Below are 15,804 nucleotides of genomic sequence, written 5' to 3'. Positions count from 1 at the left end.
CGTCCGCGCCCGTCGACCGCGCCCGTCGACCGCGCCCGTCGACCGCGCCCGTCGACCGCGCCCGTCGACCGCGCCCGTCGACCGCGCCCGTCGACCGCGCCCGTCGACCGCGTTCGAAGCCCTGCCCGCCGATCACCTACGGCTGATGCCGTAAACGATTCAACTCCAAAGGCGTCCTGGCCGGTATCCCGCCTGCCGCCCTGCGGCCCTGCCCGCCTGCCGCCCTGCGGCCCCGCCCGCCTGCCGCCGGCCCAATGCCCGCTCATCGGCCGTCGCGGGGGCCAAACACGGCCAGCGCGTCGGCGTCACTGTGCTGGGAGCGCAGGTACTCATCGGCCCAGGCGGCGGCATCCGGAAAGGTCGACTCCGCTGCCACCCGGGCGCAGGCCGCGTCCACGTCGAAAGCGGTTCTGCGCAACTGGACGCCCGGCCCGAGCAGCGCCCACCACGCGCCCGCGCCCCCGTACGGCATGCCGATACTGCCCGGGTTGACCACCAGACGCCTGTCGACCAGCCGGGTGAAAGGCATGTGCGTGTGGCCGCAGACCACGGTGGCGACCTCGGCGGGCAGACCGTCGAACACCTCCGCCCAGCGCGCCATCCGGGAGTCGACGAGCACCAACTCCTCGTCGTCGCGGGGGGTCGCGTGGCAGAACAGCGTCCGGCCGAGACCGTCGATCTCCAGCGTCGCCGTCGGCGGCAACGCGGCGAGCCGGGCCACCTGGTCGTCGCGCAACTGCCCGGCGGCCCAGTTCGACACCTCGAGCGACGCCGGGCGGCCGGCCCGCGCCTCCACCAGCTCGCGCTCGCAGTTGCCGCCGACCCAGCACACCCGGTCGCCCAGGTCGGCGAGCACGTCCAGCACCTCGACTGGTTGCGGACCCGCGGCGATGTCGCCGGTGAGCACGATCAGATCGGCGGCGGCGACGTCCGGCTCGGCCAGCACGGCCTCCAGCGCCGGCAGGACGCCGTGGATGTCGGAGAGCACGGCAACACGGTTCACCATGGCCCCACAGTCACCGCCGGTGCCGCCGAAAAGCCAACGTTTCTGCGCCAGGCAGACGACAACGTCCCCGCCCACCGTCAGAGGACGGCAGGCGGGGACGGTGGGTGCTGCTCAGACGCGGGCGCGGCGGGCCAGGCGCTCCGGGTCCAGGATGATGATGCTCTTGCCGTCCAGCCGCAGCCAACCGCGGGAGGCGAAGTCGGCCAGCGCCTTGTTGACCGTCTCCCGGGAGGCGCCGACGAGCTGGGCGATCTCCTCCTGGGTGAGGTCGTGGGTCACCCGCAGAACGCCGCCGTCGCGGGTGCCGAAGCGACCCGCCATCTGGAGCAGGTTCTTGGCGACCCGGCCCGGCACGTCCGTGAAGATCAGGTCGGCCAGCGAGTCGTTGGTCCGACGCAGCCGCCGGGCGAGCACCCGGAGCAACTGCTCGGCGATCTCCGGGCGGTTGTTGAGCCACGGCCGCAACGCCTGCTTACGCAGTCGCACCAGCCGGGTGTCGGTCACCGCGGTGGCGGTCGCCGTACGCGGACCCGGGTCGAAGAGCGACAGCTCACCGACCATGTCCGACGGCCCCATCACCGCGATGAGGTTCTGCCGGCCGTCCGCTGCGCGGCGACCAACCTTGATCTTCCCGGACAGCAGGATGTAGAGGCTGTCACCGGGCTCGCCCTCATTGAAGACGATCTCGCCCTTGCGGACCTCGATCGTCTCCATCTCCTTGGCGAGCGCCTCGGCAGCTTCCGGGTCAACACCCTGGAAGATCCCGCTGCGGGCCAGTACCTCGTCCATTGCGCACCTCCGGTTGCGCGTGCCGTCCGTCGGCCGGGGCCGCCGTCCGCTGATCCCCTCGCGCGCCGCCAAGTCTAGGCGCACGTGAGCTCGAATCAGAGGTCGCCCCTGGAATCTTGATCGGTGGGCGTAACCTGCCCGACGTGCTGAGCGAGCCGAGTCTGACCAGCCGCGCCGAAGATGGGCGGCGCGTCCCGCTGCTCGTCTGGCGCACCGACGTGCCTCTGCGGGCGATCAGCAGCGGCCCGTTGGGCGGTGGCATCGGGCTCCGGCGGTGGGTGCTGAACGCGACGGTGCCGATGTCGTACGACCGGGAGGACCCGGCGGCGCACCTGGCCTCGCTCGCCGCGGAGCTGGCCCTCGACGGGCCCGGGGTCGGTCTTCTGACCGGCGTCGATGTGACAGAGGTGGTGGCGCGGACCGACACCGGGGTGCGGGCCTGGGCGACTGTCGGGTTGGGCACGCCGGTGCCCGCCGCCGCGCCGACGCCCACCGCGCTCGCCGGCCGCGTCGGCACCGTGAACATCGTGGTGTACGTGCCGGCCCGGCTCGCCGACTCGGCCCTCGTCAACGCGGTGGCCACCGCCACCGAGGCGAAGACCCAGGCGATCACCGAGCTGGGGGTGCCGGGAACCGGAACGCCCACCGACGCGGTCACAGTGCTCTGCCCGGTGGCCGGGATGGAGGCCGCCTACGGCGGGCCGCGCTCCACCTGGGGTGCCCCGCTCGCCCGGGCGGTGCACGCGGCGGTGCTCGCCGGCGGTGCCCGGCCGGTCGTGCCGTGGTCTGAGCAGCAGCTCACTGGCGGAAACTCCAACCGATCGGCTGTCGTCGGCGCGTTTGACGACCGGTAGGGTCGCGGGCGATGTATGCTCCCGCCCCCCTCGCGTCCCGCCCGCGCCGCCGCGTCGCCCTCGGCCTCGCCGCGCTGCTGGCCGCCCTCCTCGTGGCCGGCTGTGCCGACTCCGCCGCCGAGGCACCCGTCTGGCAGCCCGGCGCGGGAGGTGGTGGCACCGGCGCACCGGTCTCCACTGCCGGCCCGAAGGCCACCGGTCCGGCATCCCCAGGTGCGGGTGGCGCGATATCGCTCTCCGCCACCGGGGACATCATCATGGGCAACGCGCCCGGTCGGCTGCCCGCAGCCGGTGGCAAGGGCTTCTTCACCTCGGTCACCGAGGCGCTCAAGGCCGACGTGGTGATGGGCAACCTGGAGGAGCCGCTGACCGTCGACACCGGCACCGGCAAGTGCGGGGCCAACTCCACCCGCTGCTTCCAGTTCCGCGCCCCGCCGGAGTACGCCGCACACCTGCGCGAAGCCGGCTTCGACGTGCTCAACCAGGCCAACAACCATGGGTACGACTACGGGCCCAAGGGCTACGAGAACACCCAGCAGGCACTGAAGAAGTACGACCTGGAGCACACCGGCGCCCCGAACGAGATCACCGTGGTGGACGTCAAGGGCGTCAAGGTCGCCGTCGCCGGCTTCTCGTCGTACGTCTGGTCCAACAGTCTCGTCGACATCGCCAAGGCGAAGGCGGTGGTCGCCAAGGCCGCCACCATGGCCGACCTGGTCGTGGTGCAGGTGCACATGGGCGGCGAGGGTGCCGACAAGACCCGGGTGAAGCCGGGCACCGAGATGTTCCTGGGCGAGAACCGGGGCGACCCGGTGAAGTTCTCCCACGCCATGATCGACGCGGGCGCCGACCTGATCGTTGGGCACGGTCCGCACGTGCTGCGCGGCATGGAGTTCTATCAGGGGCGCCTGATCGCGTACAGCCTCGGCAACTTCGCCGGCGGTGGCAACTCGCTGAGCAACACCGGTCGGCTCGGCTGGGGCGGGGTGCTGAAGGTGTCGCTCAAGCCCGACGGCACCTGGGCCGGTGGCTCGTTCACCTCCACGTACATGAACTCCGCGGGCAAGCCGACGATGGACCCGGACGACCGGGGTCTGGGTCTGGTCACCGAGTTGAGCCGCGCCGACTTCCCCAAGGGTGGCGCCCGACTCGACGGGAAGGGCAAGATCTCGCCGCCGACCGCTGGCTGACCCGAGCAGGACCGTCCGGCGTGCGACGTAGGCTGACCGTCGTGACCAGTAGCCCTCCCGGTGCCAGCGAGACCGATCTCGGGCGCAAGCGCCGTGCCCGCAAGATCGGCCGGGTGCTGGCCGAGACGCACCCCGACGCGCACTGTGAGCTGGACCACTCCAACGCCCTGGAGTTGGCAGTCGCCACGATCCTGTCCGCCCAGTGCACGGACAAGAAGGTCAACGAGGTCACCCCGAAGCTCTTCGCCCGCTATCCGAACGCGGCCGCCTACGCCGGCGCCGACCGGGGCGAGATGGAGGAGCTGATCCGGCCCACCGGCTTCTTCCGCAACAAGACCGACTCGCTGCTCAAGCTCGGCCAGGCCCTCCTCGACAGGTACGACGGCTCGGTCCCGGGCCGGCTCGTCGACCTGGTGACGCTCCCCGGCATCGGCCGCAAGACCGCGAACGTGATCCTCGGCAACGCCTTCGACGTCCCGGGCATCACCGTCGACACGCACTTTCAGCGGCTGGTCCAGAGGTGGCGGCTGACCACCGAGACCGACCCGGTCAAGATCGAGCACGCGATCGGCGCGCTGTACGACAAGCGCGACTGGACCATGCTGTCGCACCGGATCATCTTCCACGGGCGACGGGTCTGCCACGCGCGCAAGCCGGCCTGTGGCGCGTGCACCCTCGCGAAGCTCTGCCCGTCGTACGGCACCGGCCCCACCGAGCCGGCTGCCGCCGCCAAGCTGCTCAAGGGCCCCCGGGCGCGTGACCTCGCGGTTGCCGCCGGGGTCGACCCGGAGCTGGTGCCGGCGCAGGCGATCACGGCGGAGGTGCCGTGAACCGCCGCCTCGCCCTCGCCGTCCTGCCGCTGCTGCTGGCCGTCGCCGGGTGCACGAGCGGCGCCGCCGAGGACGAGCCGGCCCCCCGCCCGGCCGCCGCCCAACGTCCCTCCCCGTTCCGGGACTGCACCACGCTGAGCACGGCACCCACGCCCGCGTCTCCCACCACTGTCACCCCCGCGTCGCCGCGCACTGACACCCCCGCTTCGCCCGGCTCGGGCTCGGCGGCCCCCGCTTCCGGCGGGTCGGTGCTGCCCGAGCTGACGCTCTCCTGCTTCACCGGCGGTGCCCCCGTCGTGATGCGGGAGGTGGCCGGGCCCGCGGTGATCAACGTGTGGGCGTCCTGGTGCCCGCCGTGCCGCAAGGAACTGCCCGCCTTCCAACGCCTCAGCGAGCGCGCCGCCGGTCAGCTCCAGGTGATCGGGGTCAACAGTCGGGACAGCCGCAGCGGCGCCCAGTCCATCGGTGAGGACTTCGGCGTCCGCTTCCCGATGCTCGTGGATCAGGGCGAGGCGCTACAGCGCGAGCTGAAGCGCAACGCGATTCCGCTGACGCTCTTCGTCGCCGCCGACGGTCAGGTCCGGCACATCGACGCCACCGGGGCTCTCGACGACGCCAAGCTCGCCACGCTGGTCCGCCAGCATCTCGGCCTGGCGGTGCCGGCGTGACCCGTCGGCCACCAGAGTGGATCGAGCCGTTACTGACCCGCCTGGGCACCGCCCGCGCCGAGGACTTCACCAGACTGACCACCCCGGCCGAGGGCGGCCGGGAGAGCGCCGTGCTGGTGCTGCTCGGCGAGCAGCCCGGCGCAGGCCCGGACGTGTTGGTCCTGCAACGCGCCGCCACCCTGCGCAACCACGCCGGCCAGCCCGCCTTTCCCGGGGGCGCGGCCGACCCGGAGGACGTCGACGTCCGCGCCACCGCCCTGCGCGAGGCGAACGAGGAGGTGGGCCTCGACCCGGCCAGCGTGACGGTGCTGGCCGAGCTGCCGAAGCTGTGGATCCCGGTCAGCGACTTCGTCGTCACGCCGGTGCTGGCCTGGTGGCACGACCCGCACCCGGTGCACCCCCGGGAGCCGGCCGAGGTGGCACACGTCGCCCGGCTGCCGGTGAGCGAGCTCGTCGATCCGGCCAACCGACTGCGGGTCCGCCACCCGAGCGGCTGGATCGGGCCGGCATTCTCGGCGCGCGGGATGCTCGTCTGGGGCTTCACCGCCGGGGTGCTCGCCACCCTGCTCGAAATGGGCGGCTGGGCCCGTCCGTGGTCGCAGGACCGGGTGGTGGAGCTGCCGTCGACCAGGGCGACACCGGCACCGTCGGCCGGCACCGACGAGGCCGACGAGAACGCCCTGCGCTGACCCCACGGTCACCATCCGCAAGCGATGGTCATCCCAGGGGCACACTGCCCGTACGCTTGACCCCGTGTCCGTCGTGGATCTCGTCCTGCTGCTGCTCATGCTCGTGTTCGCGATCAGCGGATACCGCCAGGGCTTCGTCATCGGCGTCACGTCGTTGTCCGGCTTCTTCCTGGGTCTGCTGCTGGGTCTCCAGCTCGGGCCACTGTTCGCCAGACAGTTCGCGGACGCCGGCACCCGTGTGCTGATCTCGCTGGTGGCCATCTTCGGGCTGGCGGTGATCGGGCAGGCACTCGCCGGTTGGCTCGGCTCGCACCTGCGCAAGACGATCACCAGCGACGTGGGCAAACGGGTCGACGACGTCGGTGGGGCGCTCGTCTCGTTGTTCGCGGTGCTCCTGCTCGCCTGGCTGGTCGCCGTGCCGCTCGGGTCGTCCTCGGTGCCCTGGCTCGCCGCCTCGGTCCGCAACAGTGCGTTGATCACGGTGGTCAACCAGGTCCTGCCGGAGCGGGCCCACCAGTTGTCCACGGCGTTGGAGGACACCGTCGACACCGACGGGTTCCCGGACGTCTTCGGTGACCTCGCGCCCACCCGGGCCCGGCAGGTCGACCCGCCGGACCCGGCGCTCGCCCGCTCGCAGGTGGTGGTCAACGGACGGCAGTCGGTCGTCAAGGTGCTGGGCTCCGCGCCCAGCTGCTCACGGCGGATCGAGGGTTCTGGCTTCGTGTACGCCGACGACCGGGTGATGACCAACGCGCACGTCGTGGCCGGCACCCGCTCGGTCGCCGTGGAGTTGGGCGGCGAGCGGTACGACGGCAAGGTGGTGGTCTACGACCCGGACCGGGACCTGGCGGTGCTGCTCGTGCCCGGGTTGCCCGGGCCGTCCCTGCGGTTCGCCGCCGGCAACGCGGGCAGCGGCTCCGACGCCATCGTGCTCGGCTTCCCGCTCGACGGCCCGTACAACGCGCAGTCGGCGCGGATCCGCGACGTCGACCGGATCAACGGTCCGGACATCTACGCCGCGACGAAGGTGACCCGGGAGGTCTACACGATCCGGGCGCTGGTGCGAAGCGGCAACTCCGGCGGGCCGCTGCTCTCCGCGAACGGCCTGGTGCTCGGCGTGATCTTCGCGGCGGCGACCGACGATCCGAACACCGGCTTCGCGGTGACAGCTGCCGAGGCCCGTCCGGTGGCGTTGGCCGGGGCCGAACGCAATCGGCAGGTCGGCACCGGCGACTGCACCTGAGCGTCGCCGTGGGTCGGCTCAGCCCTGGGCCGGTTGGACCGGCCGCCCGGCGGTCGGCAGCTTCGCCCGGCCCCACCGCAGCCCTCGGTCCAGCACGGCACGAGCCATGATCGCGACGCACGTGCCGCCGTTGATGAAGGACGCCGCGACGTCGCTCGGGTGGTGCATGCCCCGGTACATCCGGGTCACCGCCACGCCCAGCGGCACCATCAACAGCAACGTCCACCAGGCGACCTTCGCTCCGGTGCTGCGTGCCCGCAGTGCCATCAGCACGGCGATGCCCACGTAGAGCGCCACCGCAGCCGAGGTGTGCCCGGACGGGAAGCTCGACGTCGGTGGCGAGACGTCCATGTGTTCCACAGCCGGCCGCTGTCGGTCGATCGCCAGCGTGGTCAGCAGGAACACGAGCGCCTGGGCGGTCACGGCCGCGCACAGGAACAGCGGCTCGCGCCAGCGCTTCAACCAGAGCCGCAGCGCCAACGCCACAAGCACGGTGACCACCACGATCATCTGGGTGCTGGCCAGCGTGCTGAACACCAGCGAGACGTTGTTCCAGTCGCCGGTGCGGTCGGCGGCCAGTTCCCTGTTCACCGTGTCCTCCACGGTGAACGGCCAGGTTCGGTTGAACACCCGGGTGACAAGCACCCCGAGCAGCACCATGAACCCGAGGAGGAGGGACACCGGCAGCAACACCCGCCGGACGATCTGGAGCACGGTGTCGGACATGGGTGGGCCAGTACCCGCCCGGCCTCGTCGTCACTCCTCAGGCTGCCCCGGGGTGCCGCTCGACCTCGGGAGCGACGCCCTCGCGGGTCGGCCGGACCGGCCGCAGACCGGTGTGTGCCCGCCAACTGGTGAACGCGGCGGTGGTGGCGGCGACCACCGCCACCCCCAGCAGCCACCCGCCCACCACGTCGCTGGTGAAGTGCACGCCGAGCGCCACCCGGCTCAGCCCGGTCACCACTGTGATCAGCACCGCCACCACCCAGAGCGCGGCCCGCGCCGCCCCCCGACCCACGTACGGAAGAAGCACGAGCAGCAGCACCCCGGCGGCCAGAGTGGCGTTCAGCGCGTGCCCGGAGGGGAACGAGTAGCCGGCGGCCCGGGCCACCGGGTCCAGCAACTCCGGTCGGTCCCGGCCGACGAGCAACTTGAGCAGCGGACCGACCAACCCGCCGACCACCATGGTGGTGGCCGCCCAGAGGGCCAGACGGCGGGCTCCCCGGCGCAGCAGCCAGAGCACCACGAGCAGGACGACGGCACGCAGCGGCATCGGTGCGAACACCTCCGACCAGACCCGCATCAGGACCACCCAGGCCGGGTGGTCCTCGGCGTAGCCGTGCAGCGCGTCGGTGACCGTCGCGTCCAGCCGGTGCAGTGGCGCCCAGGCGTCGAGCACCAGCAGGGTGAGCAGCGCGAACGGCACCAGCACCAGGAACGCCGCCGTCGCGGCCAGGGTGAGTCGCAGCCCCAACGCGTGGTCGCTGTCGAATCGGCGACGCCGCCAGGACGGTTGGCCGGTGGGCGCGAGGGTGGGCGGCCGGTGCGTACTCATTGGTTCGTTCTACCCGGTCGGGCGCTCGGTCAGGCCTGCCGGGTGGTCGCGATCATCGGGATCGCTGGCGGAGCCGACGGACCATCAGTGCCGCACCGCCGACCAGTGCGACGAGAAGAACCACAGTCGTCCACACCTGCTCCGGCGCGGACGTGTCCTGACCGCCGGCCGCCCGAGCCGTCCACCGGCTCTGCTGACCGGATGCGGCGAGACCGAGCGGGTCACTACCGGCACCGGCCACCGGATCGTCATCGGCCGTGCCGGGCGCCGGACCGAAACCGGTGACGCCCGGCGACGTCTGGTCGTCCAGCGGGTTGGCGATCACCGGAGGCACCTGCGCGGTCAACGCGGCCACCGGGTCGACCACCCCGTACCCGAAGCGGTCGTCCCGACCGGTCGGGCCCAGGTCCCGGGCCGTGGCCACCAACCGGTTGACCACCTCACCCGCTGGCATCTGCGGATAGCGGGACCGGACCAGCGCGGCGGTCGCGGCCACCAGCGGCGCGGCGAAGCTGGTGCCCTGCACCCGCCAGTACCCGCCCGGAGGCTTCGCGCCGACCAGCCCGCTGGCGGGTGCGGTGAGCACCGTCGCCCGGCCGGTGATCGAGCCGGACCAGAGGTTGTCACTGCTGCGCTCGAGACCCGACACCGCGATCACACCCGGCTCACGGGCCGGGTACCAGACCTTCGTGCTGTTGGAGGTGGCCAGGTTGCCGGTGCAGGCCACCACCACCACGTCCCGGACGAAGGCGTAGTCCAGAGCGGCGGCCAGGGCCGGGCTGTCACCGCTGCCGCCCAGCGACAGGTTGATCACGCGGGCACCGTTGTCGACAGCCCAGCGGACCCCCTGGGCGACGATCAGCGCGTCGTCGTAACGGTTCTCCTCGTCGAGCACGCGGACCGGCAGGATCCGGGCGTCCGGGGCCAGACCGACCACACCCCGCTTGTCGTCGCTGCGCCCGGCGATCAGGCCGGCGACAGTGGTGCCGTGCCCCACCGGATCCGGACCCGGCGCACCACCGGGGCCGACCAGGTCCTTGCCCGGCAGCACCTGACCGACCAGGTCGGGGTGGTTGCCGTCGACTCCTGAGTCGACCACCGCCACCGTCACGCCCCGGCCGGTCGAGCTGCGCCACGCTGTCTCGGCCTGCAACTCGTCGAGCTGCCACTGCTCGTCGCGGACCTGGTCGGTGCGGGCGACGGCGTCACCGGGGGCGAACGCCATCGGCGCGCCGGCGAGCTGTCCACCGTTCGTGGGCGCGGCGACGGGCACGGCCGCCACCGTCGGGGCCACCACGGCAAGCGCCGCGGCAACGCCGAGCAGCGCCCGGCCGGTCGCCCGTCGAGCCGCTGACGGACCGCTGTACCGCACCCCAGTCACATCCTCAGTCATCCATCCCGACGGAACCATGACGATCGGAGATTACCGGTTTCCCCACCCGTCACGGGAAGAACCGGCGACTCAGGTCATTGCGGCGGCAGTTGCGCCAGCTGAACGAGACGCACCCCCTCCCGCCGGGTGACCAGCCGGCCACGCCCCGGCGGCAGCGGTCCAGGTCGCACCGGCCCGACGAGTGCGCCCTCCTCCGGGCTGCCCGCCATCACCAGGCCGGCTGTCGACAACTCCCGCAACCGCTGCACGAGCGACTCGTACTGGGCGCGGCCCGCCCCACCGGAACGACGGGCCAGCACCAGGTGCAGCCCGATGTCCCGGGCGTGCGGCAGGTGCTCCTCAAGTGCACGCAGCGGGTTCGCCGGGCCCGCCGCCACCAGGTCGTAGTCGTCCACGAGCACGAACAGCTCCGGCCCCGACCACCACGACCGGTCCCGCAGTTGCTGCGGGGTGACCTCCGGCCCGGGGGCCCGCCGCTCCAGGTAACCGGCGGCCGACTCGATCAGGTCGGCGGTGTGTGCCGCTGCGGTGCCGTACCCGATCAGGTGTGGTGTGTCGATGGCGCCGAGCAGGCTGCGCCGGTAGTCGACGAGGATCACCCGGGCCTGCTCGGGAGTGAACCGGGTGATGATCGACGTGGCCAGCGCGCGCAGGAACGACGACTTGCCGCACTCCGAGTCCCCGAAGACCACGAAGTGCGGCTCGGTGGCGAAGTCGAGCAGCACCGGGCGCAGGTCCGCCTCCGCGATTCCGATCGGCAGCCGCAACCCGGTCGTCGAGGTGAGGTCCAGATCCGCGTACGGCAGCACCGGCGGGAGCAGCCGCACCCGAGGCGCCGGGGCTCCCGCCCACCCGTCGGAGGCCCTCTCGACCAGGTCGGCGGTGTCCGTGCCGGCGGTACCGAGCTGAGGCAGCGCGGTCAGGAAGTGCAGGCCCTCGGCGGTGACCCCCCGTCCGGAGCGCTCCGGCACGTTGGCGGCGGCACGCCGAGCCACCAGCGAGTCGGACGGGTCACCGAGGCGCAGCTCCAGCCGGGAGCCGAACAGATCCCGGATCGCCGGACGGAAGTCCATCCAGCGCAGCGCCGTGGCGACCACGTGCAGCCCGTACGACAGACCACGGGTGGCCAGGTCGGTGACGAGTGGCTCCAGGTCGTCGTACTCGCCGCGGATGGTGCTCCACCCGTCGATCACCAGGAACACGTCGCCGTACGGGTCGGTGCCCGGCTGACCAACCGCCGCCGCTCGGCGCTGCCGGTACGCCGCCATCGACTCCACGCCCAACTCGGCGAACCGACGCTCCCGGTCGACCAGCAGGGTGGTCATCTCGCCGACGGTGCGTCGGACGGCCGTCGGGTCGGCGCGGCCGGTCACCCCACCCACGTGCGGGAGGTCGCGCAGCGCGGCCAGCCCGCCGCCACCGAAGTCGAGGCAGTAGACCTGCACCTCGGCCGGGGTGTGGGTGAGCGCCAGCGCGCAGATCAGCGTGCGCAGGGCGGTGGACTTGCCGCTCTGCGGCGCACCGACCACCGCGACGTGCCCGGCGGCACCGTCCAGTGTCAGCCAGAGCAGGTCCCGGCGCTGCTCCAACGGTTTGTCCACCACCGCCATCGGCACTCCCAGCGCGCCGTGCAGTTCCGGGTTGCCCACTGTGAGCCCGCGCTTCGGGTGCACCTCGACCGGGCCGAGCAGCTCGTCCAGGGTCGGCGGCTGACCGAGCGGTGGTAGCCAGACCTGGTGCGCCGGTGGACCCTGTCCGACGAGACGGTCCACCAGCAGGTCGAGCAGTGTCCTGCTGCCCTCCTCCTCCGCGTCCACTGGCACGACCGGGGCGGCCGGCTCGGGCACCGGTACGACGTGGGTGGTGAAGGTGAGCAGCCGTGCGCCCCCCTCGGCGGCGACGTCGCCCGCCGCGGTCCGACGGCGGACGGCACCGGAGACGTACGCGGCCTTGAACCGGGCCAGCGGGTCGGTGCCGGCGCGCAGGTAGCCGTGGCCGGGCGAGCGGGGCAGCTCGTGTGCGTCCGCCACCCCGAGCACCGTCCGGGACTCCAGGGCCGAGAAGGTGCGCAACCCGATCCGGTACGACAGGTGGGTGTCCAACCCGCGGAGCCGGCCCTCCTCCAGACGCTGGCTGGCGAGCAGCAGGTGCACGCCAAGTGACCGGCCCAGCCGGCCGATCTGCACGAACAGATCGATGAAGTCGGGCTTGGCGGAGAGCAGTTCCGAGAATTCGTCGCAGATCAGCAGCAGGGACGGCAGCGGGACCAGCGGGCTGCCGGCCGTCCGGCCCCGCTCGTAGTCGCGCAGGCTCGCGAAGTTGCCGGCCCGGCGCAGCAACTCCTGCCGGCGGACCAGCTCCCCGTTGATGGCGTCCACCATGCGGTCGACGAGGGGCAACGCGTCGGCCAGGTTGGTGATCACGGCAGCGGTGTGGGGCAGCCGTTCGAACGAGGTGAAGGTGGCACCGCCCTTGAAGTCGACGAGCACGAAGTTGAGCTGTTCGGAGCTGTGCGTGGCGGCCAGCCCCAGCACCAGCGTGCGCAGCAGTTCGGACTTGCCGGAGCCGGTCGCCCCGATGAGCAGGCCGTGCGGGCCCATGCCGTCCTGGGCGGACTCCTTGAGGTCCAGCTCGATGGCGCCGCCGTCCGCGCCCACCCCGATCGGCACCCGCAACCGGTCCCGGGCCGAGCGCGGCAGCCAGCCCTGTTCCGCAGTGAAGTTCTCCGGGTCACCGATACCGAGCAGCTCGGGCAGGCCCAGGTCGGCCTGGAGCGGGGCGTCCGGCCCGCGGGCCGCGCCGGCGAGCCGCAGTGGGGCCAACCGTCGGGCGACCGCCTCGGCGTCGGCCAGGTCCAACTGGTCGGCGGTGCCCACCTCGGCGTGCCCGTCGGACGACAACGAGTGCAGTCGCCGGCCGTGCAACTCCAGCAGCAGCGCGTACCTGTCGAGCAGCCGGGGCGGTGGGGTGTCCAGGTCCAGCACGGTGACCGCGTCGATGCCGCCGTCGCCGGTCAGGTCGCTGGCACCGGTCAGGTCACCCCCGTCGAGGACCACCACCACGTGTGGACCGTCGGTGGCCGGGCCGGCCGGGCTGAACCGGGACCTGGTGGCCAGCACGTCGGCAAGCAGCGACTCCAACTCGGCGGCGGCGCTGGTGACCAGCCGTACCGGGCCGAGCGCGTCGGTGCGGCTGGGATGGTGGGCGTGCGGGAGCCACTTCACCCACTCCCAGCAGGCGCGGCGTTCCGGTCCGGCGCAGACCGCCACGAGCAGCTCGTCGGGGGCGTGGAAGACCGCCAGCTGGGTCAGCACGGCCCGGACCAGCGCCTGCGCCGCCGGGTCGCCGGTGGGCGGCCCGGCGGTGGTCGGGGTGGTGGTCCGGCCGCGACCGGCGGGCCGCACGTGCACCCGGGCGAAGCTGCGCAGCGACAGCGCCACCGGCAGGTCCGGCACCACCGAGTACGCGTCCAGGAAACGGCGGAGCGCGCCGGCCGTCATCGGCTCAAGCTCCTCCAGCGGCCTGGTCACCGGAGGGACCAGCGGGGTGGCCAGGGTCTGTGGCCCGACGGCGACCCGCACCACGGCGAAGTCGGGGTCGGCGGGACGCCGCTCCCAGACCCGGTGGCTGTCGACGGTCGACCAGAGACGCGCCGGATCCGGGTGCCGGTAGTAGAGCCCGGATCGTTGCTGACCCGCGGTCCGCCGGACCCTCCGTCGCAGCGTGGCCAGGTGGCGCAGGTACTCCCTGCGGGCGGCCATCATCTCGGACTTCTTCGGGGTGCCGGAGGCGCTGCCCCAGGACGTGACGAGCATCGCCAACGAGGAGAGCCCGAACATGCCGCCCACCACGTACGAGTAGGCGCCCCCGCCCCGGCCGAACATCATCGCCATCGCCACGGTGCCGCCGAGCATGGGCAGCAGCATGAGCATCTGCTGCCACCGTCCACCGGTCACCGCGGGGATCTCCGGCGGCGCCTCGACAGGCAGTTCACCGCCGGGAATCTCCGGCGCCGGTCGGCGCGGTGGGCGCTTGATGACGACTGTGGACACTCGGCCTCCTGACAGCGCTGGGTAACCCGAGCCTGGCTCATGGTAGGTAAAGTCCTGTCGTCCGCGCAGCCTCCGATCCCCCTCAATATGGAGACCAGTCGATGACATCCGGGCTGGCACGTGTCACCATCAGCGCGCCGCAACGACGGCTGGACGTCGCCCTGCCCGAGCAGGTGCCACTGGCCGAGCTGCTGCCCGACGTGCTCCGGCACGCCGGTGTCGGGCTGGCCGACGACGGCGAGCAGCACGGCGGTTGGGTGCTCCGACGCACCGACGGGGCGGTGCTCGTGACCGCGCAGGCGCTGCTGCCGCAGGGGGTCCGCGACGGTGAGGTGCTGCACCTCGTACCGGCCCGTGCGCACTGGCCCGAGTTGGAGTACGACGACGTCATCGAGGCGATCGTCGACGGCGCCCGCCGCCGCGGCGGCGCGTGGTCGCCCACCGCCACCCGGGCAGCCGGTCTGGCGGGTGCCGCCGTACCGCTCGCGGTCGGACTGCTCGCGCTGCTCGCCGGTGGCCCGACGTACCGGGCCGGGTGGCTGGCGGCCGTCGCGGTCGCGCTGCTGCTCACCGTGGCCGGCACGGTGGCCTCCCGCGCCAACGGCGACGGTGCCGCCGGGGCGACGCTGGGTGGGTACGCGCTGCCGTACGCGTTCACTGCCGGCGCTCTCGCGGTCGGCTCCGGCGACCCGGTCGGGCCGTTCGGCCCGGTCCGTTGGGTGGGTGCTCCGGAGCTGCTTGCCGGCTCGGTCGCGCTGCTGCTGGTGGCGCTTGTCGGTCTCCTCGGGGTGGCCAGCCGGCTGCGGGTGTTCGTGGCCGGTGTCACAGTCGGCCTGATCGGCGCGGGTGCCGCGCTCGGTGGGCTGCTGACGACCACTGCGGGTGCCGCCGCGGTGCTGCTCAGCGCACTGGTCTTCGCCGTCGGCGTGATCCCGCTGCTGGCCATCCGCCTGGGCAAGCTGCCGCTGCCGCCGATCACCCTGCCGGCCTCGACAGCAGTGGCGGAGCCGGAGCGGGCCCGGGATCTGCCGGACCGCGGCCGGGTGCACGCCGCGGTGATCCGCACCGAGGAGATGCTCACCGGGATGCTGATCGGCCACGCCCTGCTGGTGGTGGCCACCGCTGTCGTCCTCGTGGTGGCCGGTGGCACTGCCGGTCGGGTGCTGGTGGCGGTCACCTCGGCGGTGCTGCTGCTGCGGTCACGGCTGTTCGTGGCGTTGCGACACCGGGTGCCGACGGTGCTCGCCGGGCTGGCCGGCTACGCGGTGCTGGGCGCGGTGCTCGTCGGTCGGGCCGACGACACCGGGCGGACGGTGCTGGTCCTCGGCGGGGCGGCACTGGCCCTGGTGGCGGTCGCCAGCGGCACCGGGTACGCCCGCCGGCCCGTCTCGCCGTACCTCGGAAGGGTCGCGGACCTCACCGACACGGCCCTGGTGGTCGCCGTGGTGCCGATCGCCTGCGCGGTGCTCGACCTGTACGACAGGGCCCGAGGGTTGCTCGGTTGAGCGACCCTCGGGCCCGGTGCGTCAGCGGTC

Annotated in this window: 13 protein-coding genes; 7 read left to right on the top strand and 6 right to left on the bottom strand. The window is 72.8% G+C overall.

The window, feature by feature from the left end; translation table 11 throughout:
• Nucleotides 1-262: 262 nt before the first annotated feature.
• The gene (locus tag ABZ406_RS03990) at nt 263-1,006 is read right to left on the bottom strand and encodes a metallophosphoesterase family protein (protein WP_357755833.1); all 744 of its coding nucleotides are present in this window, start codon (nt 1,004-1,006) and stop codon (nt 263-265) included.
• 111 nt (nt 1,007-1,117) lie between these two features.
• A complete protein-coding gene (locus tag ABZ406_RS03985; RefSeq protein WP_007466162.1) occupies nt 1,118-1,795 on the bottom strand; it encodes a Crp/Fnr family transcriptional regulator in 678 nt (225 codons plus the stop codon).
• A 143-nt stretch (nt 1,796-1,938) separates the two neighbouring features.
• Between ABZ406_RS03985 and ABZ406_RS03980 the strand changes: the two genes are divergently transcribed.
• The 6 genes from ABZ406_RS03980 to ABZ406_RS03955 all read left to right on the top strand — a co-directional run bounded on the left by ABZ406_RS03980 (nt 1,939) and on the right by ABZ406_RS03955 (nt 7,269).
• Nucleotides 1,939-2,649 carry an adenosylcobinamide amidohydrolase gene (locus ABZ406_RS03980; RefSeq protein WP_357755832.1) on the top strand — a complete coding sequence of 237 codons (711 nt, stop codon included), beginning with the start codon at nt 1,939-1,941 and terminating at the stop codon, nt 2,647-2,649.
• Nucleotides 2,650-2,660: 11 nt separating this feature from the next.
• Entirely contained in the window at nt 2,661-3,839 is a 1,179-nt protein-coding gene (locus ABZ406_RS03975) for a CapA family protein (RefSeq protein ID WP_357755831.1), read from the top strand.
• A gap of 41 nt (nt 3,840-3,880) precedes the next feature.
• Entirely contained in the window at nt 3,881-4,669 is a 789-nt protein-coding gene (gene nth, locus ABZ406_RS03970; protein ID WP_357755830.1) for an endonuclease III, read from the top strand.
• Nucleotides 4,666-5,337, top strand: coding sequence for a redoxin family protein (locus ABZ406_RS03965; protein WP_357755829.1), 672 nt, complete (start codon nt 4,666-4,668; stop codon nt 5,335-5,337). Before nth ends, ABZ406_RS03965 begins: the two co-directional genes overlap by 4 nt.
• Nucleotides 5,334-6,026, top strand: coding sequence for a CoA pyrophosphatase (locus ABZ406_RS03960; RefSeq protein ID WP_357755828.1), 693 nt, complete (start codon nt 5,334-5,336; stop codon nt 6,024-6,026). The genes ABZ406_RS03965 and ABZ406_RS03960 overlap by 4 nt, the downstream gene beginning before the upstream one ends.
• Before the next feature lie 64 nt (nt 6,027-6,090).
• Complete coding sequence (locus tag ABZ406_RS03955; RefSeq protein ID WP_357755827.1) at nt 6,091-7,269, top strand: MarP family serine protease; 1,179 nt, start codon at nt 6,091-6,093, stop codon at nt 7,267-7,269.
• Between the two features lie 18 nt (nt 7,270-7,287).
• Here ABZ406_RS03955 and ABZ406_RS03950 read toward each other — a convergent pair whose 3' ends face one another.
• From ABZ406_RS03950 to eccCa, 4 genes are all read right to left on the bottom strand, one after another.
• The gene (locus tag ABZ406_RS03950) at nt 7,288-7,995 is read right to left on the bottom strand and encodes a phosphatase PAP2 family protein (RefSeq protein ID WP_357755826.1); all 708 of its coding nucleotides are present in this window, start codon (nt 7,993-7,995) and stop codon (nt 7,288-7,290) included.
• A gap of 37 nt (nt 7,996-8,032) precedes the next feature.
• Nucleotides 8,033-8,824 carry a phosphatase PAP2 family protein gene (locus ABZ406_RS03945; protein WP_357755825.1) on the bottom strand — a complete coding sequence of 264 codons (792 nt, stop codon included), beginning with the start codon at nt 8,822-8,824 and terminating at the stop codon, nt 8,033-8,035.
• Between the two features lie 52 nt (nt 8,825-8,876).
• Nucleotides 8,877-10,217 carry a type VII secretion-associated serine protease mycosin gene (gene mycP / locus ABZ406_RS03940; protein ID WP_357755824.1) on the bottom strand — a complete coding sequence of 447 codons (1,341 nt, stop codon included), beginning with the start codon at nt 10,215-10,217 and terminating at the stop codon, nt 8,877-8,879.
• 74 nt (nt 10,218-10,291) lie between these two features.
• Nucleotides 10,292-14,269 carry a type VII secretion protein EccCa gene (eccCa, locus tag ABZ406_RS03935; protein ID WP_357755823.1) on the bottom strand — a complete coding sequence of 1,326 codons (3,978 nt, stop codon included), beginning with the start codon at nt 14,267-14,269 and terminating at the stop codon, nt 10,292-10,294.
• A gap of 101 nt (nt 14,270-14,370) precedes the next feature.
• Here eccCa and eccD point away from each other — a divergent pair, with 101 nt between their 5' ends.
• Nucleotides 14,371-15,774: a type VII secretion integral membrane protein EccD gene (gene eccD, locus ABZ406_RS03930; RefSeq protein ID WP_357755822.1), complete on the top strand. Its 1,404-nt coding sequence runs from the start codon at nt 14,371-14,373 to the stop codon at nt 15,772-15,774.
• Nucleotides 15,775-15,804 lie beyond the last annotated feature (30 nt).

This window comes from Micromonospora sp. NPDC005710 (genome assembly GCF_040630995.1).
Taxonomy (GTDB): domain Bacteria; phylum Actinomycetota; class Actinomycetes; order Mycobacteriales; family Micromonosporaceae; genus Micromonospora.
The sequence above is the reverse complement of the archived record's forward strand: the minus strand, read 5'-3'. Positions and strand labels throughout refer to the sequence as shown.